The 24,697-nt window shown below is 73.9% G+C and carries 21 protein-coding genes; 17 read left to right on the top strand and 4 right to left on the bottom strand.

The genetic code is table 11. The annotated features are described in order from the left end of the window. Window positions 1-166 precede the first annotated feature (166 nt). From HIR71_RS10435 to HIR71_RS10415, 5 genes are all read left to right on the top strand, one after another. Complete coding sequence (locus tag HIR71_RS10435) at window positions 167-1,324, top strand: PP2C family protein-serine/threonine phosphatase (RefSeq protein ID WP_311836215.1); 1,158 nt, start codon at window positions 167-169, stop codon at window positions 1,322-1,324. After that, the gene (locus HIR71_RS10430; RefSeq protein ID WP_169324998.1) at window positions 1,324-2,961 is read left to right on the top strand and encodes a sensor histidine kinase; all 1,638 of its coding nucleotides are present in this window, start codon (window positions 1,324-1,326) and stop codon (window positions 2,959-2,961) included. Before HIR71_RS10435 ends, HIR71_RS10430 begins: the two co-directional genes overlap by 1 nt. A gap of 10 nt (window positions 2,962-2,971) precedes the next feature. Then, on the top strand, window positions 2,972-3,412 hold the full coding sequence (locus HIR71_RS10425) for a response regulator (protein WP_169324997.1): 441 nt from the start codon (window positions 2,972-2,974) through the stop codon (window positions 3,410-3,412). A 99-nt stretch (window positions 3,413-3,511) separates the two neighbouring features. Further along, window positions 3,512-4,453, top strand: a complete 942-nt coding sequence (locus HIR71_RS10420) for a proteasome assembly chaperone family protein (protein WP_169324996.1) — start codon at window positions 3,512-3,514, stop codon at window positions 4,451-4,453. A 285-nt stretch (window positions 4,454-4,738) separates the two neighbouring features. Continuing rightward, on the top strand, window positions 4,739-4,942 hold the full coding sequence (locus HIR71_RS10415) for a cold-shock protein (RefSeq protein ID WP_169324995.1): 204 nt from the start codon (window positions 4,739-4,741) through the stop codon (window positions 4,940-4,942). A gap of 249 nt (window positions 4,943-5,191) precedes the next feature. On the opposite strand, the gene HIR71_RS10410 is transcribed toward HIR71_RS10415, so the two are convergent. Next, window positions 5,192-6,100, bottom strand: a complete 909-nt coding sequence (locus HIR71_RS10410; protein ID WP_169324994.1) for a spermidine synthase — start codon at window positions 6,098-6,100, stop codon at window positions 5,192-5,194. Window positions 6,101-6,194: 94 nt separating this feature from the next. Between HIR71_RS10410 and HIR71_RS10405 the strand changes: the two genes are divergently transcribed. From HIR71_RS10405 to HIR71_RS10395, 3 genes are read left to right on the top strand one after another with little or no spacing between them, the layout of a single operon-like run. After that, window positions 6,195-6,677, top strand: coding sequence for an SAV_6107 family HEPN domain-containing protein (locus HIR71_RS10405; RefSeq protein ID WP_169324993.1), 483 nt, complete (start codon window positions 6,195-6,197; stop codon window positions 6,675-6,677). A 10-nt stretch (window positions 6,678-6,687) separates the two neighbouring features. Beyond that, window positions 6,688-7,983, top strand: coding sequence for a DNA polymerase IV (locus HIR71_RS10400; protein WP_169324992.1), 1,296 nt, complete (start codon window positions 6,688-6,690; stop codon window positions 7,981-7,983). A 36-nt stretch (window positions 7,984-8,019) separates the two neighbouring features. Then, on the top strand, window positions 8,020-8,445 hold the full coding sequence (locus tag HIR71_RS10395) for a DUF3040 domain-containing protein (RefSeq protein ID WP_169324991.1): 426 nt from the start codon (window positions 8,020-8,022) through the stop codon (window positions 8,443-8,445). Window positions 8,446-8,496: 51 nt separating this feature from the next. On the opposite strand, the gene HIR71_RS10390 is transcribed toward HIR71_RS10395, so the two are convergent. Genes HIR71_RS10390 through HIR71_RS10380 form a run of 3 tightly spaced genes read right to left on the bottom strand, consistent with a single transcriptional unit; the run spans window position 8,497 to window position 13,020 of the window. Further along, window positions 8,497-10,677: a transglutaminase TgpA family protein gene (locus HIR71_RS10390; RefSeq protein ID WP_169324990.1), complete on the bottom strand. Its 2,181-nt coding sequence runs from the start codon at window positions 10,675-10,677 to the stop codon at window positions 8,497-8,499. Continuing rightward, window positions 10,674-12,005 (bottom strand): DUF58 domain-containing protein, encoded by a 1,332-nt coding sequence (locus HIR71_RS10385; protein WP_169324989.1) that lies wholly within the window; start codon window positions 12,003-12,005, stop codon window positions 10,674-10,676. Before HIR71_RS10385 ends, HIR71_RS10390 begins: the two co-directional genes overlap by 4 nt. Window positions 12,006-12,018: 13 nt before the next feature. Next, window positions 12,019-13,020: an AAA family ATPase gene (locus tag HIR71_RS10380; RefSeq protein WP_169324988.1), complete on the bottom strand. Its 1,002-nt coding sequence runs from the start codon at window positions 13,018-13,020 to the stop codon at window positions 12,019-12,021. A 451-nt stretch (window positions 13,021-13,471) separates the two neighbouring features. Between HIR71_RS10380 and mraZ the strand changes: the two genes are divergently transcribed. The 9 genes from mraZ (at window position 13,472) to ftsW (ending at window position 24,694) form a co-directional block, all read left to right on the top strand. Further along, window positions 13,472-13,906, top strand: a complete 435-nt coding sequence (gene mraZ, locus HIR71_RS10375) for a division/cell wall cluster transcriptional repressor MraZ (RefSeq protein ID WP_169325017.1) — start codon at window positions 13,472-13,474, stop codon at window positions 13,904-13,906. A 280-nt stretch (window positions 13,907-14,186) separates the two neighbouring features. Beyond that, the gene (gene rsmH, locus HIR71_RS10370; protein ID WP_169324987.1) at window positions 14,187-15,182 is read left to right on the top strand and encodes a 16S rRNA (cytosine(1402)-N(4))-methyltransferase RsmH; all 996 of its coding nucleotides are present in this window, start codon (window positions 14,187-14,189) and stop codon (window positions 15,180-15,182) included. Then, entirely contained in the window at window positions 15,179-15,601 is a 423-nt protein-coding gene (ftsL, locus tag HIR71_RS10365; RefSeq protein WP_169324986.1) for a cell division protein FtsL, read from the top strand. The genes rsmH and ftsL overlap by 4 nt, the downstream gene beginning before the upstream one ends. Further along, entirely contained in the window at window positions 15,598-17,586 is a 1,989-nt protein-coding gene (locus HIR71_RS10360) for a peptidoglycan D,D-transpeptidase FtsI family protein (protein ID WP_169324985.1), read from the top strand. Before ftsL ends, HIR71_RS10360 begins: the two co-directional genes overlap by 4 nt. A gap of 44 nt (window positions 17,587-17,630) precedes the next feature. Then, window positions 17,631-19,265 carry a UDP-N-acetylmuramoyl-L-alanyl-D-glutamate--2,6-diaminopimelate ligase gene (locus HIR71_RS10355; protein ID WP_169324984.1) on the top strand — a complete coding sequence of 545 codons (1,635 nt, stop codon included), beginning with the start codon at window positions 17,631-17,633 and terminating at the stop codon, window positions 19,263-19,265. Then, window positions 19,262-20,749, top strand: a complete 1,488-nt coding sequence (locus tag HIR71_RS10350) for a UDP-N-acetylmuramoyl-tripeptide--D-alanyl-D-alanine ligase (RefSeq protein WP_169324983.1) — start codon at window positions 19,262-19,264, stop codon at window positions 20,747-20,749. The genes HIR71_RS10355 and HIR71_RS10350 overlap by 4 nt, the downstream gene beginning before the upstream one ends. Continuing rightward, window positions 20,746-21,828, top strand: coding sequence for a phospho-N-acetylmuramoyl-pentapeptide-transferase (gene mraY, locus HIR71_RS10345; RefSeq protein WP_169324982.1), 1,083 nt, complete (start codon window positions 20,746-20,748; stop codon window positions 21,826-21,828). The genes HIR71_RS10350 and mraY overlap by 4 nt, the downstream gene beginning before the upstream one ends. Then, a complete protein-coding gene (gene murD, locus HIR71_RS10340; RefSeq protein ID WP_169324981.1) occupies window positions 21,828-23,279 on the top strand; it encodes a UDP-N-acetylmuramoyl-L-alanine--D-glutamate ligase in 1,452 nt (483 codons plus the stop codon). Before mraY ends, murD begins: the two co-directional genes overlap by 1 nt. Continuing rightward, the gene (ftsW, locus tag HIR71_RS10335) at window positions 23,276-24,694 is read left to right on the top strand and encodes a putative lipid II flippase FtsW (protein WP_211374027.1); all 1,419 of its coding nucleotides are present in this window, start codon (window positions 23,276-23,278) and stop codon (window positions 24,692-24,694) included. Before murD ends, ftsW begins: the two co-directional genes overlap by 4 nt. Window positions 24,695-24,697 lie beyond the last annotated feature (3 nt).

Below are 24,697 nucleotides of genomic sequence, written 5' to 3'. Positions count from 1 at the left end.
GCGTGCGGGTGATCTTCGCCGGGCGGACGGGCTCGCGGTTCCGCACGTTCGGCGACGTGCTCGGCCGGGCACCTAGGATCCAGGTCGGCGCCTGCGATCCGTGCGGGGGCCGGGCACCGGCAGACCGTGTCCGTCGAGGGGACGGCCGAGGAGGAGGGGGACCCCTGTGACGGGCAGCATGACCCGGGTGTCGACGATGCGGGTCCTCCTGGTGGAGGACGACGACGGCGACGCGATCCTGGTGGAGGCGCTCTTCGAGGACGCGGGGCTCGAGGTCGAGCTCGTCCGGGTGCGGACGATCGACGAGGCCGTGCACGCGCTCGACGTCGACTGCGTCCTGCTGGACCTGGGGCTGCCCGACGCCGTGGGCCTCGACGCGCTCAACCACCTGCTCGAGGCGGGCGCGCCGGCCGTCGTCGTCCTGACGGGGCTCAGCGGAGCGGACGTCGGTCTCCAGGCCGTCGCGGCCGGCGCCCAGGACTACCTGGTGAAGGGTGAGGCCGACGCCGAGCTCCTCGGTCGCGCGGTCCGGTACGCGATCCAGCGTCGGCGGTCCGAGGCGACCGAGCGCGAGCTCTACCGCAGCCAGGTACAGGCCGTGGAGAACGCCCGTCTCGAGCGTGCCCTGCTGCCGACCCCCGTGGTCGTGGACGCGCGGCTGGAGGTCGGGGTGGGGTACCGCGCGGGACGCGAGGGCGTTCTCGGCGGGGACTTCTACGACGTGGTCGAGCGGCCCGACGGCACGGTCCTCGCCCTTGTGGGCGACGTCTGCGGCCACGGCGCCGACGCCGCCGCGCTCGGTGCCACCCTCAGGACCGCCTGGCGCACGCTCGTGCTCGCGGACACCGAGGTCGGCGCGATCCTCCCGCTCCTCGAGCGTGTGCTGTACTCGGAGCGCTGGGCGCCCGAGATCTTCACGACCGTGAGCCAGCTCGCCGTCGCACCCGACCGGGTCCACGCCGACCTCTACGTCGCGGGCCACCCGCTCCCGCTCCTGCTCGGCCGGCCGAGTCACGTCCTGCCCACGCAGGCGCGCGGGAGAGCGCTCGGCGTGCCGGTGCCCGGGGAGTGGGAGCCGCAGCGGCTCGAGCTGGGCGACTCCTGGCGGGTGCTGATGTACACGGACGGACTCATCGAGGCGACGGTCGGCGGCGGCCGTGAGCGGCTCGGCAAGGGCGGGCTGATCGAGGTGGTCGACGCCGCCCGCGAGGGCCGCGCCTCGAGCCTGGTCGACGAGGTGATCGGGCAGGTATGCCTCCGGCACGGCGGCCCGCTCACCGACGACGCCGCGGCGGTCGTCATCGGCTGGGACGGAGGAGCGTGATGAGCGCGCTCGAGCCGAGCTCCGTGCGCGCGGCGGCACCGGCGGGCTCGCTGCCGGGGGCGATGACCCTGAGCAAGCGGCTGACCCGCACGCTGGTGGCGACGGGGGTGCTCCTCGGCCTCGTCGGCGCGACGGCCGTCGTCGCGACCGTCCAGGTCGTGGAGCGTCAGCGCGACGTGACGACGGTCTACTTCCAGGCGCTCACGGCCGCGGAGTCGACGTTCATCCAGCTGGTCGACGCCGAGACGGCCATCCGTGGGTACGCCCAGACCGGAGACCCCGTGCTGCTCGAGAGCTATGAGCGGGTGATGGAGAGCAGCGTCGACGACCGGTGGTCGGAGGTCGAGGCCCGGGTCGGCGCAGACTCGCCGCTCGCGCGGTCACGGGAGGCCGCGATCGAGGACCTTCAGCACTGGTTCCGCACCGTCGCACTGCCCACCATCGAGAAGGTCGGCGCCGAGGGCGCGGACTCGGTCAGTCCTGCGGAGCTCGCCGCCGGCGCCGAGACGTTCGCCGTCTCGCGCGAGTCGGTCAGCGAGTACCTGGGCGAGCTGCGCGACGCCCGGCACGATGCCGTCCGGGGCCTCCAGCGCTGGACGCAGGTCCTCGTGGCCGCGATCGCGGTGCTCATCGGCGCCGCCGTGGTCGTCGGCGTGCTGATCTCCCTCGCCCTGCGTCGCTGGGTCGTGCGCCCGCTGGACTCGCTCGCGCACGACGCCCGCGTCGTCAGCTCAGGGCACCTGACCCACCCGATCACCGTGACCGGGCCGGGCGAGATCGCGGTGCTGGCCCGCGACATGGAGTCCATGCGCCGGGACCTCGTCCGGCAGGTCGACCAGCTCGCGGTGTCCTCGGCGGAGCTCGCCGCGACGCACCAGCAGCTGACCGAGCAGGCCGAGGACCTGCGTCGCTCGAACCGCGACCTCGAGCAGTTCGCGTACGTCGCGTCGCACGACCTGCAGGAGCCGCTGCGCAAGGTGGCGAGCTTCACCCAGCTGCTCCAGAAGCGGTACGGCGGACAGCTGGACGAGCGGGCGGACCAGTACATCGAGTTCGCCGTGGACGGCGCCAAACGCATGCAGCGGCTCATCCAGGACCTCCTCGGGTTCTCCCGCGTCGGCCGCGTGGGCGGGGAGACAGTCGACGTCGACATGGCCTCGGCGCTCGACGAGGCGTTGTCGAACCTCCACGAGGCCGTCACCGAGTCGGGCGCCGTCGTCACGCATGGTGAGCTCCCGGTGGTCCCCGGGGAGCGGGCGCTGCTGGTGCAGCTGCTGCAGAACCTCGTCGGGAACGGCATCAAGTTCCGCGACCCGGACCGCGCGCCCCGGGTGCACGTCGAGGCCCGGCGCGTGGGAGAATCGTGGGAGTTCGTCTGCCGGGACAACGGCATCGGCATCGATGCGCAGTACGCCGAGCGGGTGTTCGTGATCTTCCAGCGGCTCCACCCGAAGGACGTGTACGAGGGGACGGGGATCGGCCTGTCCCTCTGCAAGAGGATCGTCGAGTACCACGGCGGTCACATCTGGGTCGACGCGCACGCGGACGGGGCCCGCGGCACCAGCGTCCGCTGGGCGCTTCCCGCGGCCCGTCCGGCCGACCCCACCGAGGCGACGGTCCCCGCCGTCGCGCACTGAGAGGACACCCATGCCTGTGAGCCACAAGGTGATCGACGTGCTGCTGGTCGAGGACGACCCGGGTGACGTCCTCATGACCCAGGAGGCGTTCGCGGACAACAAGGTCGCCAACCGGCTGTCGGTCGTGAGCGACGGGGTCAGTGCGCTCGAGTACCTGCGCAAGGAGGGCCAGTACGCCGACGCCACCACGCCGGACCTCGTGCTGCTCGACCTGAACCTGCCGCGGATGGACGGGCGCGAGGTTTTGCAGGCGCTCAAGCAGGACGACGAGCTCCGCAGCATCCCGGTCGTCGTGCTGACGACCTCGGAGGCCGAGGAGGACGTGGTGCGCAGCTACTCGCTGCACGCGAACGCGTACGTCACCAAGCCGGTGGACTTCGACCGGTTCATCGACGTCGTGCGTCAGATCGACGAGTTCTTCGTCTCGGTGGTGCGGCTGCCGGGCCGCTGAGGGAAGGATCGGCGCCGCTCCCGCGTTGAACGAGTGGTCGGACGGACCGGCGGGAACCGGCGGGAGCCGGTCGGCCATCGACGGACGGAAGAGGACGACATGCTGGACCCGAGCGAGATCTACGACATCGAGCCGGACACCGCCGAGCAGCTCGACGCCGTGAGGGACGGGTCGAGCGGCTCCGGTCCGGTCCTGCTGCACGCCGTGCGCGGCTTCGTGGACGCCGGCAGCGCGGGCGCGCTCGCGGCCGAGCACCTGGCCGAGGAGCTCCCGACCACCCGCCTGGCGACGTTCGACGTCGACCAGCTCCTGGACTACCGCTCGCGCCGCCCCGCGATGACGTTCGACTCCACGACGTGGAGCGAGTACGCCGAGCCCGAGCTCGTGGTCGATCTCGTGCGCGACACCGCGGGTGTGCCCTTCCTCCTGCTCCACGGGCTCGAGCCGGACGTCCAGTGGGAGCGTTACGCGGCCGCGGTGCGCCGGCTGGTCGAGCGGTTCGACGTCCCCCTGACCATCGGGATCCACGGCATACCCATGGGCGTCCCGCACACGCGGCCGCTCACGGTGACGGCGCACGCGACGCGACCCGAGCTGGTCGCCCACCACACCTCGTGGTTCGGCGCGGTCCAGGTGCCGGGCAGCGCCAGCTCGCTGCTCGAGTACCGGCTCGGTCAGTCGGGGCACGACGCGATGGGGTTCGCGGTGCACGTCCCGCACTACCTCGCGCAGTCGCCGTTCCCGCACGCGAGCATCACGGCGCTGGAGAGCGTCGAGAAGGCGAGCGGGCTCGACCTGCGTGTCGCCGCCCTCACCGAGGCAGCCGGCGAGGCCCTGGCGGAGGTGAACCGCCAGGTCGAGTCCTCCGAAGAGGTCGCGGCGGTCGTGCGCGCGCTCGAGGAGCAGTACGACAGCTTCACGCGCTCGATCGGTCGGACGAACCTGCTGGCCGAGACGTCGGCGATCCCGACCGCCGACGAGCTCGGCGAGGAGTTCGAGCGCTTCCTCGCGCAGCAGGGCGGGGACGGTCCTCCGCGCTGAGGCCGGTCGAGTGACGGTGCCGTGACCTGGCTGTGACCGAAACGTTGCAGAACTGGCCGGGTGAGACTGGCGCAAGTCGTGGCGGAGGCCAGGGCGCCGTGAGACGATCTGCGCGTTGCAGTGGCGTACGACGCTTGACCCGGCGCCGGCGGACCTCCGTCGGCACCACCGGCCGGAAGTGACCGGTCGGTCCACCCGGAGCAAGGACGTGGACGAGGCATTGCGGCAGGACGACCGGACGCAGGGTTCGGTCGCAAGTCCCCGGATGGACAGAAGGACAGAAATATGGCACAGGGTGCTGTGAAGTGGTTCAACGCTGAGAAGGGCTTCGGGTTCATCGCCCAGGACGGCGGCGGCGCCGACGTCTTCGTCCACTACTCGGCGATCGAGACCCAGGGCTACCGCTCGCTCGACGAGGGTCAGCGCGTCGAGTTCGAGATCACCCAGGGGCCGAAGGGCCCGCAGGCCGAGCAGGTTCGACCGCTCTGAGACGTCCGGCCGGGTCTCCCGGTCGAACGACGAGGCCCCGCCCGACGTCGGGCGGGGCCTCGTCGCGGCTGGAGGCACGCGCGCCGTGCCGGGCGAGGTCCGCCGCGTCCGCGGCGCTCCGTACCGCCCGGTGCCCCGCGGACAGCGGCGGGCGGGTCTGCGTCGGGCGGGCGGGATGGTCTGCCCTCTCGCGGTCGAGCGCCGTCCCGTCCGGCCGGGTCACGTCAGGCCGGGTCACGTGAGGCCCGGTCAGCTCGGCCCGGAAGCGTCCGGCTCGGGCGGGTCCCGGCGGGCGCCGGCCGCCCCGACGAACGCGCGCAGCTCGTCCGAGCGCAGGAGCCGGGTGGGCGCGGGAAGCGACCGGACGGCGCGTTCCAGCCCGGGCGCGTCCAGCAGGTCCGTGCGCTCGGTCCCGACCAGCACGACGTTGCCGTAGCGGCGTCCGCGCAGCTGCGCCGGCTCCGCCATCGCGACGACCTCCCGGAACACGGCCCCCACGGTGGCCGCCTCGGAGCGTGCGACGTCGAGCGGTGGGCGGTCCGCGCAGTTCGCGAGGTAGACCCCACCGGGGACGAGCACGCGGGCGACCTCCGCGGTGAACTCGCGCGTGGTGACGTGGCGCGGCGTCACCGAGCCGGCGAAGACGTCGCGGATCACGACGTCGGCGCTCGCCGTCGCCAGGCGGGAGAGCTCGGCCCGCGCGTCGCCCGTCCGGATGCGCAGCAGCGGCGACCTGGGCAGCCCGAACCAGGTCCGCACCAGCTCGGCGAGCGTGGAGTCGAGCTCGATCGCGAGCTGGTGCGATCCGGGCCTGGTCGCCTGGACGTACCGGGCCATCGTGCAGCCGGCTGCGCCGAGGTGGACCACGCGGAGCGGCTCACCGGGCGGCGCGACGCGGTCGACGACCGCTGCCATCTGCTGCATGTACTCGAAGTCGAGCCTCGTCGGGTCCTGGAGGTCGAGGTGCGAGCTCGGGACGCCGTTGAGCACCAGCGTCACGCCGTTCGGGTCGTCGGGGTCACGGCGCAGCTCGACCGTCCCGGTCGCGACCGGGACCGGACCGTCGGGCAGCGTGCCGATCGTCCCGGGTCGGGCGCGTGTGGGTGGCCGGTGAGACGCTGAGCGAGCACCTCGGGACGAGCTCGCGCGACCGGCCACCGCACCACCGTAGGGGAGTCGGCGGGCGGGACGCCGAGCCCGAGGTTGACGTCGTCGAACACCTGTTCGATGATGAGGACGGGAGGTGATCCAGATGAACCCGACGGCCCACGCCGCGCCCCTGCCGCCGACGGCGGTCGATCTGCTCCGCCGAGCCGACGCGGAGCTGCTCGCCGCCCAGTTCTCCTCCGAGGCCGGAGAGCGCTTCGTCCACGCGCACCTCGCGGCGCTGCGCGCCGCTGCCGCGGTCCTCGCCGTGCACCCGGCGCCCAAGAGCCGGCGCACCCCACGGACCGTGTGGGAGCTCCTGGCGGGCGCGGCCCCCGAGCTCGAGTCGTGGTCGCTGTACTTCGCGGCCGGCGCAGGCCTGCGGCAAGCGGTCGAGGCGGGTCGCACCGACGCCGTCGACGCCGCGCGCGCGGAGGAGCTGCTGTGCGCCTCGGAGGACTTTCTCCACGAGGCGCGCGGGCTGCTCGTGCGCGGTCGGCGTGACGCCTCCGAACCGGTCGACCACCGACCCGGGGCCGCGCACGGCTCTGTCGGGCGCCGTCAGCTGTTGGCGGTGCGTGCCTCGTGAGCGGCCCGCCGTGAGCCGGGCGCCGCGGCCGTCAGGCGCCCGTCGCGACTGGGGCACGGACGAGGACGGCTGCTCGATCCTCCACGTGGACATGGACGCGTTCTTCGCATCCGTGGAGCTGGCCCGTCGCCCGCAGCTGCGAGGTCGACCCGTGATCGTCGGCGGCTCCGAGCGCGCCGTCGTCCTGGCAGCGACGTACGAGGCCCGTGCCTTCGGCGTGCACTCGGCGATGCCGATGCAGGTGGCGCGACGCATGTGCCCCCAGGCGGTGGTCATCGAACCAGACCACCAGGCGTACCGCGCGGTCTCCGCGCGCGTCATGGAGATCGTCGGAGAGGTGACCACGCTCGTCGAGCAGGTGAGCGTCGACGAGGCGTTCCTCGACGTGTCGGGGGCACGGCGCCGACTAGGCCCTCCGACGGTGATCGCCGCCATGATCCGCGAGCGGGTGCGGGTGGCGCACGGGATCACCTGCTCGGTCGGGATCGCAGGCACCAAGTTCGTGGCCAAGCTGGCGTCCGGGCTCGCCAAGCCCGACGGTGTGCTCCTGATCCCGCGCGACGCGACGGTCGAGTTCCTCCGCACCCTTCCCGTCGGGTCGTTGTGGGGCGTGGGAGAGCGGACGGAGGCGGCGCTGGCGCGGTGGGGCCTGCGAACCGTCGCGGACGTGGCAGACAGCGACGTCGCGACGATCCAGCGCGCTGTCGGCAAGGTGGCCGGCGCGCATCTTCACGACCTGGCCTGGGGCCGCGACCCCCGGCCCGTGACGCCGGGTCGGGTCGAGAAGAGCATCGGGGCGGAGACCACCTTCCCCGCCGACGTGGCCGACCTCGAGCTCGTGCAGGCCAAGGCTCAGGACCTCGCCCAGCACTGTGCGTCGCGCCTGCGGTCGGAGGGCCTCGTCACGCGAACCGTCAGCATCAAGGTGCGCACCTCGGACTTCCGGACGCTCACGCGCGCCCGTACGCTCACCACCCCGACGGACATCGGCCGGGAGATCTACCTCGTCGCCCGCGAGCTGCTCGCCGGAGTGGAGCTGGGGGGGCTGCCGGTCCGCCTCGTCGGCGTGCGCGCGGAGGGGCTCTCACCCGCCACGAGCACGGCCGTCCAGCCGACCCTCGAGCAGGCGGTGGACGAGATGTCTGAGCGCTCTCGGCGCGCGGACGCGGAGCGGGCGATGGACGTCGTCCGCGGACGATTCGGGCGCGCCGCGATCCAGTCGGCGTCGGCGCCTTCCGTCCGCGTCCGTTCGGGGAGTGGTCAGGGGACCCCAACTACCGCGAGTGCTCACGGCGATCTATCCTGAGGTCGACCAGACCCACCGGGACGTTCGGAGGTAGTGATGCCTCTCTCCGAGTACGAGCAGCGCGTACTGGAGCAGATGGAGCGACAGCTCACGTCTGACGACCCGCGCCTGGCGAGCACGCTGCAATCACGCGGACGGCGCGGCATCGGTCGATGGGTCATCGCCGGTGCTGGCCTGCTCGTCGGGCTGCTTCTTCTCGTCGCCGGAGCCGCCGGCTCGCAGCTCTGGGTCGGTGTGATCGGGTTCGTCCTCATGCTCGCCTCGGCGGTGTTCGCCTTCGCGGCACCGCGCCCGTCCGGCCCGACGGGGATCGTGGACGCCAAGGGCGGCGTCGGGCCGCGGCCCACCAGCAACCGGCCCACCGGCAACCGGCCCACCGGCAAGGCGAGGAAGCAGCGCGGCGGGTTCCTCCAGCGGTTCGAGGACCGGTGGGACCGGCGCCGCGAGGACCGCGGGCACTGAACCGTACGTGACGCACCGACCTCCGACGCCTACGGCACCTCGACCGACTCCCTACGGCACCTCGACGCGAGTCGGGCTCGTCACCTCACGGAGCACGGCGCCCACCCGGTTCTCGAGCTCACCGTGCTCCCAGTCCCGGGGGTCGGGCGCGTAGCGGTCGTCCTGCACCGCGAACGCCAGCTCCCGGAGCGCGATCTCGGCCTCGGGTCGCATCGGTGACCCGTTCCGCCGGGCGAGCTCCGCGGACACGAGTGCGACGACCTGAGCCGGAGTACGAGCATCGCTCCAGGTGATGCCTGCCGACGCGAGCCTCGTGCGCAGGTGCTGCCAGGCCACCTCGGGGCTGAGGTCTCCCGCGCGCGCCGAGCGACGGCGCCGCACGACCCACACCGCCCCGGCGAGGGCCAGGACTGAGGCTGCCGCGGCGGCTGCCATGGTCGACCCGCGGTCGGCCTGCTGCGCTCCGCCGGCGGGCGCGGACTGCGGCGCCTGCGTCGCGGCCGTGCTGGGAAGTGCACCCGGACCCTCCGGGTTCGCCTCCCGGGTCGGCGCGGCCCCGGCGCCCGCGAACGGGTCTGCCCAGCGGGGCGGCGCTCCCGACTGGACTGCCGGCGTCGGCTCGAAGCGGATCCAGCCCAGGTCGGGGTAGTACAGCTCGGGCCACGCGTGCGAGTCACGGCCGGTCACGACGTACTGGCCCGCGTCGGTGAGCGATCCGGGCAGGAACCCGACCGCGAGACGAGCGGGGATGCCGAGCGTGCGGGCCATGACGGTCATCGCGGTCGCGAACTGGACGCAGTAGCCGGTGCGGCTCCCGAGGAAGTCCCAGACGCCGTCGTCGCTGCGGGCCGCCGGGACGTCGGTGTCGTAGGTGAAGTTCTGCGAGCTCCGGAAGTAGGACTGGAGCGCGAGCGCCTGCTCGTACCGGTTGTCGGCCGAGGCGGTCACCTCCGCCGCCGTGAGCGCGACCTCGTCGGCGCGCGAGGTCTGGGGAACCGCGAGGTACCGCTCCATGTCCGCGGGGTCGTCGCCGTCGCTCGCCCGCAGCCCGTCAGCCGTCAGCTCCAGGAGCTGGACCTCCATCGTGTAGACCATCCCGGGCCGCGTCACGCCGACCCGCACGACCTCGTCCCGCGCGGCGTCGTAGGTCCACCGGCCGTCGGCCTCGACGGTGCGAGGCATCACCGGGACCGGGAGCCGCTCCTCACGGAGGCCGCCGACCTCGACGGTGACCGTGCTGACGGTCGGTACCGCCTCGCCGGCCGGGCGCTGGAGGTCCCGAGCGGGCCACAGCACGTCGTCGTCGGGGGCGACGTCGCTCGCGTCGTCGTCACGCGACCACCTCATGCCGTCGAAGTCCCGGAGCGTGAAGAGGCGGAGGGGACCGACGGGGACCGGGTCCGCCTGGTACGTGAGCACCACCTCGTCGGAGCGCGCGCCGAGGCTCTCGCTCATGTCGAGGTCGTCGGCCAGCTGGAGCGATCCTCCGGTGACGGTGCCGAGCTGGGGCAGCCGGATCGTCGACCAGCCAGGCGCGGCGCCGGCGACCGGGCCCAGCACCATGGCCGTGACCGTGACCGCGGCGGCACCCGCGAGCGCCGCACCCACACGCCGCCGGGCGTCGCCACGGCCACGCCCGCCCCGGGTGCCCGGAGCGGGTGCCGCCGCCACCGCCAGGAGGAGGAGGTAGGCGGCGGCCGTCCCGACGAACGCCCATCCGCTGCCGGGGCGGTCGAGCGCCACGCCAGGGATCCACAGCGCCAGCAGCCCGAGACCCGACCAGGCGGGCGACGCCAGGCCGAGCGCGACGAGGTCGGTCACGAGCAGGACGAGCAGCGCCCCGCCGACGACGAGGAGCTCGAGCGGCACCGTGCCGTCGACCGGCGGACGCGACCCGTTGACGTACTCCATGCCGACCCGGACGATGTCACCGAGGCGGCCGAGCGAGTCGGTCGACGGAACCAGCTGGAACCGGCCGGGCGGGCTGGCGAACACCGCGAGCACCGCGACGCCGGCGACGACGGTGCCCGCGAGCGTCGGGGCCCACCACGCGCGTGTCAGCGCGCGGACGCCGATCAGGACGGCGGCCAGGCAGAGGACCCACACCACAGCCGCGGGCAACCATCGGCCGGCAGAGATCAGCCCGGTCAGCGCGTGGAGGCTGGCCACGACCGCGGCGGCGCACAGCGCACCGGCGACCACCGTGCGGGTCCCGCGTGGCAGCTCGTTCATCGTTCCGTCCTCAGCAGCCGGAGCCAACAGGTGTGGAGGTCCTCACCGGGGGTCGCGGGGCAGGCACGCCAGCCGGCCCGCCGGAGCGCGGCGATCGTGTGCTCCGCTTCCCGCCGCGCGACGCCGGCCCCGCTCGGCACGCGCACGACGGCGAGGGCGTCGCACAGGTCACCCACCGGCGCGAGCGTGTTGCGGGCCGCCGCGGAGAGCGGTCCGAGGACCCCCAGCACGAGCGCCGACCCGGACCCGGCCGCGGTGAGCTCGTGGGCGGCGGCGAGCAGGTCGGCGTCGGCGTCGGCCGGGGTGCGGCCCGGTTCCAGGTCGACGGTCAGGTCGAGCAGCGCGGCGCGTCCCGTCTGACCCGCACCCTCGCGCAGGTGGCGGAGGCGGACGGCCGGGTCGACCGTTGCGGCGCCCTCGCCCGCACGCGCGCCGAGCAGCCGGACGGGATGCCCGGCGGTCAGCAGCGCGATGCCCATCGAGGCCGCCAGCGAGATGCTCCACTCGATCCCCGCACGGTCCTGCGGCAGGTCGAGCAGGACGCTCGCAGGCAGCATGCCGGCGCGCTCGTCGCTCCGGACGAGCAGCTGTCCGCGGCGGGCCGAGCTGGCCCAGTGCACCCGCCGGAGGTCGTCACCGACCCGGTAGTCGCGCAGCGCGGCGTCGTCAGGGGACGGCGTCCGGGCACCGAGCGCGACCCGGTCGGGCTCGCCGACGAGCGCGCCACCGGGAAGCAGGAGGTCGACCACCTCCGGCCACACGGCGACCTCGGCCTGCTGGCCGAGCGCGGCGCGGGTCCGCATCACGCCGAACGGGTCGGCACGCCGCACCACGAGCGGGCCGAGCGGCCAACGCCCACGGCGGATCGGCTGGATCGGGTAGCTCAGCGTGATCTGTCCGGGGGACCGGACGACGCGCGCACGGAGCGTCAGCCCGCCGGACAGCTGGGTCGCCGCCTGCTCGCCCAGGACCAGCTCGGCAAGGCGGGCACGTCCGGACGGGTCGCCCGCGCGGACCTCGACCCGCGCGGTGGCGGTCCCGTGCACGGGCACAGGGTTGGGGTGCACCGCGCGCACGACGCGCAGCGGGTGGCGACCGCGGGTGGGGTCCACCAGCAGCAACCAGACCGCGCCCACGAGCACGACCAGCGGTCCGACGAGGCCGAGCCGGATCAGGTCGGTCGAGCCGAGGCCCAGGCCGAGCCCCGCGAGCACGAGGCCGCCGAGGCCGGTTCCCCACCCGCGCGCCGTCGGCCGCAGCCGGCGGAGCGCGGCGAACCGTGCGGCGCGGGCGCCGGCGCCTCTGATGCGTCTGATGCGCGGTGTCATCACGGCCTTCGCGTCACCCGGTCGCGAGCCGCGGACGTGAGCCGACCTCGACCGCCGGGATCGCCGTGCGGCCGACGATCGCCTCGAGCACGTCGCCCGTGGACCGGCCGGAGAGCCGCGACTCGGTGCTTGCGAGCAGCCGATGGGCCAGCACGGGCTGGAGGAGCGCCTGCACGTCGTCGGGCAGCACGTGGTCGCGCCCCGACATCGCAGCGAGGGCCTTCGTCGCGCGGAGCAGCTGGATCGCAGCGCGGGGCGATGCCCCGAGCCGGAGCCCCGCGTCCTGCCGGCTCGCGCCCACGAGGTCGACGACGTACTGCTTGATCGCCGGGGCCGCGTAGAGTCGGCGGGCCGTGGCGACGAGCCGGGCGACCTCCACGGCGGACGTGATCGGCTCGAGCACGGCGAACGGGTCGACGACCTCCTGCCGGTCGAGCATCTCGACCTCGGACCCCGGATCGGGGTACCCGACCGTCAGCCGGGCCATGAAGCGGTCGCGCTGCGCCTCGGGGAGCGGGTACGTGCCCTCCATCTCGACGGGGTTCTGGGTCGCGATGACGAGGAACGGCCGCGGGAGGGGGTAGGTGACGCCGTCGACGGTCGCCTGCGCCTCCTGCATGCACTCGAGCAGGGCCGACTGGGTCTTCGGCGAGGCGCGGTTGATCTCGTCGCCGATGACGATGTTCGCGAACACCGGACCAGGGCGGAACTCGAACTCGTGCGTCTGGGCCCGGAAGATGTTGACGCCCGTGAGGTCGCTCGGCAGCAGGTCCGGGGTGAACTGGATGCGGCCCACCGTGCAGTCGATCGTGCGCGCGAGGGCCTTCGCCAGGGTCGTCTTGCCGACTCCGGGCACGTCCTCGAGGAGCAGGTGACCCTCGGCGAGCAGGACCGCCACCGTGATCCGCACGAGGTCGGGCCGGCCGGTGACGACCTGCTCCACGCCGGCCCGGATCTTCTCGGTCACGTCGACCAGCTCGTCGAGCTCGGTCGAGGACGGCACAGCCTGCAGCATGTCGACTCCCTCGGCGGACTGTCCTGAGCCTAGGCGACGTCGCCAGGCTCGGCGATCAACCGGGTGGCGCAAATCTCGGTCCCCGACCCGGGGCTCGGACGGTGCGTCCGGAGACCGGCCCACCTCTCGGCCCAGGCGCCCCACTTCGCTCCACCCCGGGCGGCACGCGCCCTGCCGGCGCCGGTGCTGCGCCGCGTGCAGCGGCCGGGCCTGCGCGGCACCGGCGCACCAGCCCTCGGCAGCGCCTCAGCGTCAGAGCGCGGGCGCGCGATCTCCCTCCACTCCGCTCCACCGGCTCCGACCTGCGCCGACGGTCCGCTGCACGGGTGAATGCGCGCAGGGAACCGTTGACGGTGGAGGGAAGTGGAGTACCGTGGAGGCACTTGGTGATATCTGGCGCGCGAGGGGAGGGCGACCGGACATGAGCGACCTCCTCGGGGGCGGGCACGCGATGTTCCTGGGCACCTACACGCCGCGCCTCGACGACAAGGGGCGGCTGATCCTCCCGGCGAAGTTCCGCGGACAGCTCGCGCCGGGGCTCGTGATGACGCGCGGGCAGGAGCGCTGCCTCTTCCTCCTGCCGCTCGACGAGTTCCGCCGGATGCACGACCAGATCCGGCAGGCCCCCGTGACCAGCAAGCAGGCGCGCGACTACCTCCGCGTCTTCCTCTCGGGCGCCACGGACGAGCTTCCCGACAAGCAGGGCCGGATCTCGATCCCCGCACCCCTGCGGACCTACGCGGGTCTGGACCGGGACGTCGCCGTGATCGGCGCCGGCACCCGGGTCGAGATCTGGGACCTCGCGGCCTGGGAGGCCTATCTGGCCGAGCAGGAGGCCGGGTACGCCGACACCGCCGAGGAGGTGTTCCCGAACGGACCGTTCTGAGCGGGGCTGAGCGTGGTTCCGCACCACGCCGTCCGACGAGGTCTCCTCCCGCCCGCTCTGGCGCACTTCCCCGGTGCCAGAGGGTCGGAGGGGGACCTGGTCGGACGGCGGAGTGGCTGCCCGGCCAGCCACTCACCTCTACCTCATCGATCACGAGCCATCAGCCCACCAGCCCGCCAGCCACCGCCCCGCGAGTCACCAGCCCGCACGCCCACCAGCCCCACGCCCATCAGCCCGCACGCCCGCCAGGCAGCACGCGCCGGCACAGCAAGGAGTACCGATGACCGAACCGCGCGACGCGGCGGAGCGGCACACCCCGGTGATGCTCGCGCGCTGCGTGGAGCTGCTCGCGCCCGCGCTGACCTCTCCCGGGGCCGTGCTGGTCGACTCGACGCTCGGCATGGGGGGGCATTCCGAGGCGGTGCTGCGCGCGTTCCCCGAGGTGCGTGTCGTGGGCATCGACCGGGACGAGCAGGCGCTGGAGATCGCGGGCCGGCGACTCGGCGCGTTCGGCGACCGCTTCACGCCGGTCCACGCCGTGTACGACGAGATCGAGGACATCGTGCACGACCGCCTCGGGCTCGCCGCGGTCCAGGGCGTCCTCATGGACCTCGGCGTCTCCTCGCTCCAGCTCGACGAGGTCGAGCGCGGCTTCTCGTACGCGCAGGACGCGCCGCTCGACATGCGCATGGACCGCGCGACGGGCCGCACCGCCGCGGACGTGCTCAACACGTACGAGGAGCGCGAGCTGGTCCGGATCCTGCGTGAGTACGGCGAGGAGCGCTTCGCCCAGCGGATCGCACGGAACGTCGTCGCGCAGCGCGAACGCGTCCCCCTGACGCGGACCGGCGAGCTGGTCCAGCTCCTGCGTGCCAGCATCCCGGCCGCGACCCGGAAGACGGGCGGTCACCCCGGCAAGCGCACGTTCCAGGCGCTGCGGATCGAGGTCAACGGCGAGCTCGAGGTCCTCGAGCGCGCGGTCCCGGCCTCGATCGAGGTGCTCGCCGTGGGCGGCCGGATCGTCGTCGAGTCCTACCACTCGCTCGAGGACCGCCTGGTGAAGCGCGCGTTCGCCGCCGGGGCGACGTCGAGCGCTCCGGCCGGCCTCCCGGTCGAGCCCGAGACCCACAAGCCCTACCTCCGGCTGCTCACGCGGGGCGCCGAGGAGGCGTCCGCCGAGGAACGCGAGACGAACCCCCGATCGCAGTCCGTGCGGCTCCGTGCCGCCGAGCGCCTGCGTCGCACACCCGACCACCTGCGAAGGAGGGCCGCATGAGCGCGCTGCCGCAGTCCTACGTCCCCACGCCGCGTCACGCTCCGGCGGGCGCTCCCGACCGCTCGCGGGACGCCGAACCGCGACTCCTCCTCGTCCGGGCCCCCCAGCACACCCGGACCCGTGCGCCGTTCGTGCTGCTGTGCATCGCGATCCTCGCGTCGTCGCTGCTCGGCGCGCTGCTGCTCAACACGTCGATGGCGCGGGGCTCGTACGAGGCGCACGACCTCCAGATCGAGGCCGCGCAGCTCGCGCGCGTCGAGCAGCAGCTGAGCACCGACCTGCTCGCGAACAAGGCCCCCGGGCAGCTCGCCGGCGTCGCGCGGGCACTCGGGATGGTGCCCGCGCCCGAGCTGGCCTTCCTCCGGCTGTCCGACGGCGCGGTCCTCGGTTCACCGACCCCCGCAGGGGCCGAGGGATGACCGGGCGCACCCCGCCGCGCGCGGGCTCGTCGCGCATCCCCACGACGACCGCACGCACCACCCGGCCTCGCGCCGCCCGGCCGCGCGCTGCCCAGCCGCGCGCCGCCCAGCAACGCTCCACCGAGCGGCGCGCCGCCGAGCCGCGCCACGGTGCCCTGTCAGCCCTGAGCGGTGGGGGCCGTGCGGGCCGCGGGACCGGCCCGGGCCGGATCGTCCGCCCGCCTGCCGCACGGGCAGCCGCCGTCGGGCACACCGGCCGGCGGCACGACGCCGCCCTGGCCCTCGTGCTGGTCCTGCTCGTGGTCTTCGCGGGCCGGCTCGTCTACGTCCAGGGCCTGCGCGGCGAGGCGGTCGCCGCGGTCGCGCTCGAGGAGCGCATGAGCACGGCCCGGCTCACCGCCGACCGCGGCGACATCACGGACGCCAACGGCGTCGTGCTCGCCACCTCGGTCGAGCGTTACACGATCTGGGCCGATCAGGCCCAGGTCGCGACCTGGAAGCGCACGTCCGGCGGCGCGGTCGTGGCGCAGGGCGCGGCCGACGCCGCCCAGGAGATCGCACCCCTGCTCGAGCTGGACCCCGCCGAGCTGGGCGCGCAGCTGAACGGCGACACGACCTACGTGGTGCTCAAGCGCGAGGTGCTGCCCGAGGTCTGGCGGGCGATCCGCGACCTGCGCATCGCGGGCATCAACGGTGACATGGTGCCGCAGCGGGTCTACCCCGCCGGCAACGTGGGCGGCAACGTCATCGGCTTCGTCAACCGCGACGGCGTGGGCCAGGAGGGGCTCGAGGGCGCGCTCGACGAGTCGCTCACCGGCACCGACGGCCTCTACCGCTACGAGCGCGGCCTCGGCGGGCAGGAGATCCCGGGCGGCCAGCGCGAGGAGACCCCCGCCGTGCCGGGCGAGGACGTCCGGCTCACCATCCTGCGGGACCTGCAGTGGAAGGCCCAGGACGAGCTGGACAAGACGGTCGCCGCGACGGGTGCGGACTCGGGTGCGCTCGTCGCCATCGACATCCCGACCGGGGAGATCCTCGCGCTCGCCGACTCCGGGACCGTCGACCCGAACGACCCGGGCGCGTCCCCGGCCGACTCGCGGGGCTCCAGCGCCATCTCCGACGTGTTCGAGCCCGGGTCGACCGCCAAGGTCATCACGATGGCGGCGGCGATCGAGACGGGCGTCACGACGCCGCTCGGCCGCTGGGAGGTGCCTTACCAGTACACGACCGAGAACGGGCAGACCTTCAAGGACTCGTCCGTGCACGGCGGGCTGCAGCTGACCACGACGGGCGTGCTCGCCAAGTCGTCCAACACCGGCACCGTCATGATCGGCCAGAACATCCCGCAGCAGGTCCGGTACGACTACCTCAGGAAGTTCGGCTTCGGCGCGCGCACGGGACTCGAGCTGGCGGGTGAGTCCCCGGGCATCCTCCATCCCGCCGAGGCCTGGGACGGGCGCACGAAGTACGCCGTCCTGTTCGGACAGGGCGTCTCGGTCAACGCCGTCCAGGCGACCCAGGTGTTCGCGACGATCGCGAACGGGGGGCTTCAGGTGCAGCCGCACCTCATCAAGGGACGGACCGACGCCGCCGGGACGTTCCGGCCCGCCGAGCTCACGCCGCCGACCCAGGTGGTCTCGCCCGAGACCGCGGCGACCGTGCTCACCATGATGGAGAGCGCCGTGGACGAGGGCACCGGGTCCAACGCAGCCATCCCCGGCTACCGCGTCGCGGGCAAGACCGGCACGTCCCAGATCTGGGCGTCCGACGGCTCGGTGGGCATCACGGCGTCGTTCATCGGCGTCGCGCCGGCCGACGACCCCCGCATCGCGGTGAGCGTGATCGTGAACAACCCGCGCACCTCCGAGTGGGGCGGCACGGTCGCGGCGCCCGTCTTCAGCGAGGTCACCGGGTACGCGCTCCAGATGCTCAAGGTCGCCCCGAGCGGCTCCGAGCCGCAGCTCTTCCCGACGACGTACGAGTGAGCGGCGAGCGGGCGACAGGTCCGGTCCGCGGTAGATTCTCCTCCATGACGTCCCCGCAGGGTCGGATGCGCCCGACGCATCCCACCGCCCACGGGATCGCCGACCTCATCCGCACCTTCGGTCTACGCACGGCCGGTCCCGACGCGTCCCGCGCGGACCAGGAGGTCGCCGCACCGCGCACCCCGGCGCCGTCGGGCACGGCGGTCACGGGCGTGACCGTCGCGAGCTCGGCGGTCGAGCCGGGTGACCTTTTCGTCGCGCTGCACGGTCTCACGGCGCACGGTGCCCGGTTCGCCCGCGACGCCGTCGCCGCCGGCGCGGTCGCCGTGCTCACCGACGACGACGGCGCGCGCCTGTGCGCGGACGTGACCCCGCCGCTCGGGGTGCCGGTCCTCGTGGCGGACGACCCGCGCGCGCTGGTCGGCGACGTGGCGGCGTGGGTGTACGACCACCCGACGCGCGAGCTGCTGACCGTGGGGATCACCGGGACGAACGGCAAGACCACCACGACCTACCTCGTCGACGCCGCCCTCGCCGCCGCCCACCCGGTGCGGGCCGTCCTCGGCACGGTCGAGCTGCGGATCGGCGACGACGCCATCGAGAGCCCGCGCACGACGGTCGAGGCACCCGCGCTGCACGCGCTCCTCGCGCTCGCCCGGGAGCGCGGCGCGACCGCCGCGACCATGGAGGCGTCGAGCCACGCGCTCGCGCTGGGTCGGCTGCACGGGCTCACGTTCGACGTCGTCGGTTTCACGAACCTCCAGCGCGACCACCTGGACTTCCACGGCGACATGGACGGCTACTTCGCGGACAAGGCACGCCTGTTCGCGCCCGCCCAGGCGAAGCGCGGCGTCGTCGTGGTCGACGACGCGTGGGGACGCCGGCTGGTCGCCGAGGCCCCGATCCCCGTGGAGTCGGTCTCGACGCACCTCGACGGGCCGGCCGCCGGGACGGCCGACTGGGCCGTGGTCGAGGCGGACGTCGGCCTCGACGGCGTCGGGTCGACGTTCACGCTCCGCGGGCCCGACGGTGCGCACCACCGGGCCGTGAGCCCGCTGCCGGGCCTCGTCAACGTGTCGAACGCCGCCCTGGCGATCGTCCTGGCGCACCGTGCCGGGATCGCGATGGGTGCGGCGATCGAACGCATCGGTGCGGCGCCCGCCATCCCGGGCCGTATGGAGCGCGTGATCGAGCGGGGCGGCGGCCGGCCGCTCGCCCTGGTGGACTACGCCCACACGCCGGACGCGCTCGTGCTCGCGCTCGAGTCGGTCCGGCCCATCACGCCCGGTCGTCTGATCCTGGTCTTCGGCTCCGACGGCGACCGCGACCAGGGCAAGCGCCCGATCATGGGCGAGATCGCCGCCCACCTGGCCGACGTCGTCGTGGTCACGGACGAGAACCCGCGCTCCGAGGTGCCCGAGCAGATCCGCGCCGCGATCCTCGCGGGCGTGCGCTCGGTGCGCCCCGACGGCGGCGACGTCCACGAGGCGACCTCCCGCGCCGCCGCCATCCGTACCGCACTCACGCTCGCCGACCCCGAGGACACGATCATCATCACCGGCAAGGGCCACGAACCGACCCAGGAGATCGCCGGGGTGTTCCACCGGTACAACGACCGGGACGTGCTGCGTGCGGCCGTCGCCGAGGCCACCCTCGCGGGACCGGGGTCCGCGGAGTGATCGCGCTCACGGCGGCCGAGGTGCTGGCCGCGACCGGTGGTCGCCTGCACCCGGCCGACCTCGACCCGGCGCGCGTCGTGCACGGGCCGGTGGTCGTCGACTCGCGCCGGGTCGCACCCGGCTCGCTCTTCGTCGCGCTCCCCGGGGAACGCTCGGACGGGCACGACCACGCCGCCGCGGCGGTCGACGCCGGGGCGTCGCTCGTGCTCGCCGCGCGCGAGGTGCAGGGGCCCGACGGTCCCGTGCCGTCCGTGGTCGTGCCCGACGTCGAGCGGGCCCTGGGCGATCTCGCGCGCACGGTGCTCCTCCGGCTGCGGACCGACGACGAGCCGGGGGCCACGCGGCTCAACGTGATCGGGGTGACCGGGTCGGTCGGCAAGACGACGACCAAGGACCTGCTCGCGCAGGTGCTCACCCCGTCGGGACCGACGGTCGCGCCGGTCGCCTCGTTCAACAACGAGATCGGCCTCCCGCTCACCGTGCTGCGCGCCGACGAGAGCACCCGCTTCCTCGTCCTCGAGATGGGGGCGAGCGGGCTGGGCCACCTCACCTACCTCACCGACATCGCGCCGCCCGACGTCGCGGCCGTGCTCGTGGTGGGGAGCGCGCACCTGGGCGAGTTCGGCGGCATCGAGGCGGTCGCGCGCGCGAAGTCGGAGATCGTCGAGGGGCTCGCGCCGGGCGGGGTCGCGGTGCTCAACGCCGACGACCCGCGCGTCGCGGCGATGGCGAGCAAGGCCCCCGGTGACGTCGTGACGTTCGGCAGCACCACGGGGGCCGACGTGCGTTCGACCGACGTCCGGGTCGACCGCGCCGGGCGGGCCTCCTTCACGCTCGCGACCGCAGGGCAGAGCCATCCGGTGACGCTGCGGCTCGTCGGTGAGCACCACGTGCACAACGCGCTCGCCGCGGCCACGGTCGCGCTCCGGCTCGGGATCGAGCCGGCCGAGGTCGCCGAGCGGCTGTCGGTGGCCGACGCGCTGAGCCCGCACCGCATGCACGTGGTCGACCGCCCCGACGGCGTCACCGTGATCGACGACTCCTACAACGCCAACCCGGACTCGATGCGCGCCGCGCTCAAGGCGCTCGCCACCGTCGCGGGCCGGGACCGACGCTCGATCGCGGTGCTCGGCGAGATGCTCGAGCTGGGACCGGACTCGCGCGCCGCGCACGAGGCTCTCGGCCTGATGGTCGTCCGGCTCAACGTGGCGCTCACGGTGGTGGTCGGTGCCGGTGCCCACGCGATCGCGGACGGCGCCAACCGCGAGGGCTCGTGGGGCGACGAGGTGGTCGTCGCCGACGACGTCGACGCCGCGGGCGACTTCCTCGAGTCCGAGCTCGCGTCCGGCGACGTCGTGCTGGTGAAGTCCTCGTACGGTGCGGGCCTGTGGCGGCTGGGCGACCGCCTGGTCGCCGCCGAGGCGCCGCCGGCGAGGCGGCACCTGGACGACCCGAGGGGACCCGGAGCGGAGCCGCTCACGTGAGGGCGGTCCTGATCTCGGGCGGCATCTCGCTGCTGCTCGCGCTGCTCGGCACGCCGCTGTTCATCCGCTTCCTCGTGCACCGGCAGTACGGCCAGTTCATCCGGCAGGACGGCCCGACGGCGCACTTCACCAAGCGTGGGACGCCCACCATGGGCGGCGTCGTCATCATCCTCGCGACCCTGCTGGGGTGGGCCGCGGCGAGCCTCGTCACGGGATACGTGCCCAGCGCGTCCGCGGTCCTGGTGCTGTTCCTCATGACGGGGCTGGGGGTCGTCGGGTTCCTCGACGACTTCATCAAGATCTCGCGCCAGCGCAGCCTCGGGCTCAGCGCCCGCTCCAAGATCATCGGGCAGGGGCTCGTGGGCGTGACCTTCGCGGTCGCGGCCCTGCAGTTCCCCAACAGCAACTTCCGGACGCCGGCCTCGACCCGGATCTCGTTCATCCGCGACACGGGGCTCGACCTCGCGTTCGCGGGTGCCACCCTCGGGCTGATCCTGTTCGTGCTCTGGGCCAACTTCCTCATCACCGCCTGGTCGAACGCGGTGAACCTGACCGACGGGTTGGACGGGCTCGCGACCGGCGCGTCGCTGATCGTCTTCGGCGCCTACGTCATCGTCTGCGTCTGGCAGTCCAACCAGACCTGCCAGTCGATCGTCTCCGCGGGGCCCCGGTGCTACGAGACGCGGGACCCGCTCGACCTCGCCGTGGTGGCGGCCGCGATCACGGGCGCGTGCTTCGGCTTCCTGTGGTGGAACGCCAGCCCGGCCAAGATCTTCATGGGGGACACCGGCTCTCTGGCGCTCGGCGGCGCGCTCGCGGGCCTGTCGATCCTCTCGCGCACGGAGATCCTCGGCGCGATCATCGGCGGGCTCTTCGTCGTGATCGTGCTCTCGGACGTCATCCAGATCGGCTTCTTCAAGATGACCCGGAGACGGGTGTTCAAGATGGCGCCGCTGCACCACCATTTCGAGCTCTCCGGCTGGGGCGAGGTCACCATCGTGATCCGGTTCTGGATCATCGCCGGCCTCTTCGTCGCGGTCGGGGTCGGGGTCTTCTACGCCGAGTGGGTCGTGGGCTAGTGGACGCCGCCACCGACCTTGCGGGTCGACGCGTCGTCGTCGCAGGCCTCGGTGTCTCCGGCCGGGCCGCCGCGGAGGCGCTCGCCGAGCGGGGCGCCCGGCTCGAGACGGTCGATGCCGCGGACCCCGCCGCCGACGCCGCCGACGCCGGTGCCTTCGTGGCCGCCCGTGGGCTGGACGGCGTCGCGCTGGTCGTGGCGTCGCCCGGCTGGGCTCCGGCAAACCCGCTGCTCGCGGGTGCCGTCGCGCGGGGCGTGCCGGTGTGGAGCGAGGTCGAGCTCGCGTGGCGGCTGCGCGCCGAGCGGGCGGACGGCTCGGGGCCCGCGCCGTGGCTGGCCGTCACCGGCACCAACGGCAAGACGACGACCGTCGGGATGCTCGAGTCGATCCTGCGGGCCGACGGGGCGCACACGCTCGCGGTCGGCAACGTCGGCACGCCGGTGCTGCAGGCGGCGACCGACCCGACTCTCGACGTGCTGGCCGTCGAGCTCTCGAGCTTCCAGCTGCACTTCACGCACTCGATGTCCGCGCAGGCGGCGGCGGTCCTCAACGTGGCCCCGGACCACCTCGACTGGCACGGCACCTTCGAGGCCTACGCGGCCGACAAGGGGCGCATCTACGAGCGGGCGCAGGTGGCGTGCGTCTACAACGCCGCCGACCCGCGCACCGAGCGGCTCGTCCGGGACGCGGACGTGGTCGACGGCGCGCTCGCTGTCGGCTTCACCCTGGCGATGCCGACCGTGGGACAGCTCGGGCTCGTCGAGGACGTCCTCGTCGACCGCGGGTTCATGACGCGACGGCACACGCACGCGGCCGAGCTGGCGACGCTGGCCGACCTCGCGCACCTGGGCAGCGCCGACGCGGCCGACCCACGGACCGGTTCGGTCCCGCCGCACGTGGTGGCGGACGCGTTGGCCGCGGCCGCGCTGGCCCTCGCCCACGGCGTCCGCCCGGCCGCCGTCGCCCCCGGCCTGCGGGCCTACGCCCCCGGCGCGCACCGGATCACCACCGTCGCGCAGCTCGGCGGGGTCTCGTACGTGGACGACTCCAAGGCGACCAACGCGCACGCCGCGGCGGCGTCGCTCGGGGCCTTCGGCCCCGGTTCGGTCGTGTGGGTCGCCGGCGGGCTCGCGAAGGGCGCACAGTTCGACGACCTCGTGCAGGCCCGCCGGGACCGGCTGCGCGCCGTCGTGCTCATCGGGGTCGACCAGGAGCCGTTGCGCGAGGCGCTCACCCGACACGCGCCGGAGGTTCCCGTCGCCGCGGTCGATCCCGGTGACACTGGGTCGGTGATGACCCGCGCCCTGATCGCCGCGCGCCGCCTCGCCCGCCCGGGTGACACGGTGCTGCTGGCTCCCGCGTGCGCGTCGATGGACCAGTTCGCCTCGTACGCCGAGCGCGGCGACGCCTTCGCCGCAGCCGCCCGCTCGCTCGCGGAGGCCGGTCGATGACCCAGACCACCGGGTCCGGCCGCACGACCGGCCGCAGCTCCACCAGCCGCAGCTCCACCACCCGCAGCTCCACCCGACCCGGCGCGGTGCCCCAGCCACGCCCGGCCGGCCCGCCCTCGCGTGCGGCGGCCTCTGCGCGGCCGGCCCTCCCGGGCACGTCCACGGCCACGCCGGCCACGCACCCGGCGCCCGGGCCGGGGGCGCGCCTGGGGCAGTGGAACAGCGCCGTCACGAGCTACTACCTGCTCGCGGGTGCGACCGCGATCCTCGTCGTGCTCGGGCTCGTGATGGTGCTGTCGAGCTCGAGCGTCGAGTCGCTGGCCGGCGGCCAGTCGCCGTACGTGGAGTTCGTGTCGCAGGCGCAGTTCGCGCTCATCGGCCTGCCGGTGCTGCTGGTCGCGTCGCGGCTGCCGGTCCGGTTCTACCGTGCGGTCGCGTGGCCCGGGCTCGGCGTGGCGGCGCTGCTCCAGCTCCTCGTGTTCACCCCGCTCGGGATCGAGGTCAACGGCAACCGCAACTGGCTGGCTGTCGGGTCCGTCGTCGTGCAGCCCTCCGAGGTGGTGAAGGTCGCGCTGGCACTCTGGCTCGGCGCGGTCCTCGCGCGCAAGCGTCCGCTGCTGCACGAGTGGAAGCACGCGCTCGTCCCGGTCGTCCCGGTCGCGGGCGTGGTGATCGGCCTGGTGCTGCTCGGGCGCGACCTCGGCACGGCGCTCGTGCTGATGCTGATCGTCGCCGGCGCGATGTTCCTGGCCGGCGTCCCGGGGCGGATCTTCGCGGTGGCGGGGCTCGCCGCGGCACTCGGTGTGGCCGTCCTGGCCAAGGCGAGCGACAACCGGATGACGCGCATCTTCTCGTGGCTCAGCGGCGACTGCGACGTCACCAAGGAGTGCTACCAGCCGCTGCACGGCACCTGGGCGCTCGCGACGGGAGGCTGGTGGGGGCTGGGCCTGGGGGAGAGCCGCGAGAAGTGGTCCTACCTGCCCGAGGCGCAGAACGACTTCATCTTCGCGATCCTCGGCGAGGAGCTCGGCCTCGTCGGCACGCTGCTCGTGCTCGTCCTGTTCGGGCTCGTCGCGCTCGCCATGAGCCGGGTCGTCCGCCGGCACACCGACCCGTTCATCACGATCACGACGGCGGCGATCGCGGTCTGGGTGATCGGCCAGGCGCTCGTCAACATCGCGGTGGTCATCGGGCTCGCACCGGTGATCGGCATCCCTCTCCCGCTCGTGTCGGCGGGCGGGTCGGCGCTCATCATGACGATGGCGGCGCTCGGCGTCGTCATCTCGTTCGCGCGCGCCGAGCCGGGCGCGGCTGAGGCGCTCAGGGCGCGCGGCGGCGTCGTGCGCCGGTCGCTCGCCGTCGTCGGCCGGTCGCGTGGCGCGGCGCGTGCCCCTCGTCCCGTCGCGCGGCGATGACCC

This window comes from Cellulomonas fimi (assembly GCF_012952065.1).
Classification (GTDB): Bacteria; Actinomycetota; Actinomycetes; order Actinomycetales; family Cellulomonadaceae; genus Pengzhenrongella; species Pengzhenrongella fimi_A.
The sequence above is the reverse complement of the archived record's forward strand: the minus strand, read 5'-3'. Positions and strand labels throughout refer to the sequence as shown.

Coding starts and splice junctions, on each gene's coding strand:
- rsmH (WP_169324987.1), top strand. CDS start 14,187: ATGACCGAACCGCGCGACGCGGCGGAGCGGCACACCCCGGTGATGCTC.
- mraZ (WP_169325017.1), top strand. CDS start 13,472: ATGTTCCTGGGCACCTACACGCCGCGCCTCGACGACAAGGGGCGGCTG.
- HIR71_RS10425 (WP_169324997.1), top strand. CDS start 2,972: ATGCCTGTGAGCCACAAGGTGATCGACGTGCTGCTGGTCGAGGACGAC.
- HIR71_RS10390 (WP_169324990.1), bottom strand. CDS start 10,677: ATGAACGAGCTGCCACGCGGGACCCGCACGGTGGTCGCCGGTGCGCTG.
- HIR71_RS10380 (WP_169324988.1), bottom strand. CDS start 13,020: ATGCTGCAGGCTGTGCCGTCCTCGACCGAGCTCGACGAGCTGGTCGAC.
- HIR71_RS10385 (WP_169324989.1), bottom strand. CDS start 12,005: ATGACACCGCGCATCAGACGCATCAGAGGCGCCGGCGCCCGCGCCGCA.
- ftsW (WP_211374027.1), top strand. CDS start 23,276: ATGACCCAGACCACCGGGTCCGGCCGCACGACCGGCCGCAGCTCCACC.
- HIR71_RS10420 (WP_169324996.1), top strand. CDS start 3,512: ATGCTGGACCCGAGCGAGATCTACGACATCGAGCCGGACACCGCCGAG.
- HIR71_RS10360 (WP_169324985.1), top strand. CDS start 15,598: ATGACCGGGCGCACCCCGCCGCGCGCGGGCTCGTCGCGCATCCCCACG.
- HIR71_RS10355 (WP_169324984.1), top strand. CDS start 17,631: ATGACGTCCCCGCAGGGTCGGATGCGCCCGACGCATCCCACCGCCCAC.
- HIR71_RS10415 (WP_169324995.1), top strand. CDS start 4,739: ATGGCACAGGGTGCTGTGAAGTGGTTCAACGCTGAGAAGGGCTTCGGG.
- ftsL (WP_169324986.1), top strand. CDS start 15,179: ATGAGCGCGCTGCCGCAGTCCTACGTCCCCACGCCGCGTCACGCTCCG.
- HIR71_RS10395 (WP_169324991.1), top strand. CDS start 8,020: ATGCCTCTCTCCGAGTACGAGCAGCGCGTACTGGAGCAGATGGAGCGA.
- HIR71_RS10405 (WP_169324993.1), top strand. CDS start 6,195: ATGAACCCGACGGCCCACGCCGCGCCCCTGCCGCCGACGGCGGTCGAT.
- HIR71_RS10430 (WP_169324998.1), top strand. CDS start 1,324: ATGAGCGCGCTCGAGCCGAGCTCCGTGCGCGCGGCGGCACCGGCGGGC.